The organism is Nonomuraea sp. NPDC048916 (assembly GCF_040649575.1).
In the GTDB taxonomy this organism is placed as follows: Bacteria; Actinomycetota; Actinomycetes; order Streptosporangiales; family Streptosporangiaceae; genus Nonomuraea.
Genome location: NZ_JBEZFS010000243.1, coordinates 1 through 430, shown reverse-complemented (window position 1 = coordinate 430; position 430 = coordinate 1). Strand labels below are relative to the sequence as shown.

At 70.9% G+C, this 430-nt stretch carries 2 protein-coding genes; both read right to left on the bottom strand.

Going from position 1 to position 430, the window contains the following annotated elements:
* Positions 1-233, bottom strand: a 233-nt coding sequence (locus tag AB0C16_RS40675) for a hypothetical protein (RefSeq protein WP_357691550.1), incomplete at its 3' end; no start/stop codon positions are given.
* Positions 230-430 (bottom strand): hypothetical protein (locus tag AB0C16_RS40670; RefSeq protein WP_357691548.1); only part of this gene is annotated, 201 nt, incomplete at its 5' end. The genes AB0C16_RS40670 and AB0C16_RS40675, both read right to left, overlap by 4 nt.

Genomic DNA, 430 nt, shown 5'->3' with positions numbered 1-430 from the left:
GTCGGCCCGTGGGCCCACTGCACATCGGGGTCGATGCCCTTCAGGACGGCGTCCAGCATCGCGTCGGACCGCTCGGCGGCCTCCTGCATGTCCATCCGGCTCTCCTTCCCGCTCTCTTTCCCGCTTCCGGTGCCGCTGCCACCCGTCCCGCTCTCGCTGCCGCACCCGGACACCGCGACCCCCACGGCCAGGACCACCGTGACGAGGGGCAGGGCCCGCTTCGCTCGCCTCACTTCGGTTCCTCCATCTTGAGCCGGTCGGCGTTGCCCGACACGATCAGGGCGATGCTGTCCGCGGACACGGCGTCGCGTTCCGGACTGAAGTAGTTCGAGTGCGAGTCCAGGCTGATGCCGCTGCCGCTGACGAGCGGAGGACCGTCGGCCACCGGGAAGCGCCGGGCCCCGAACGCCTTGCTCGCCGGATCCTTCCC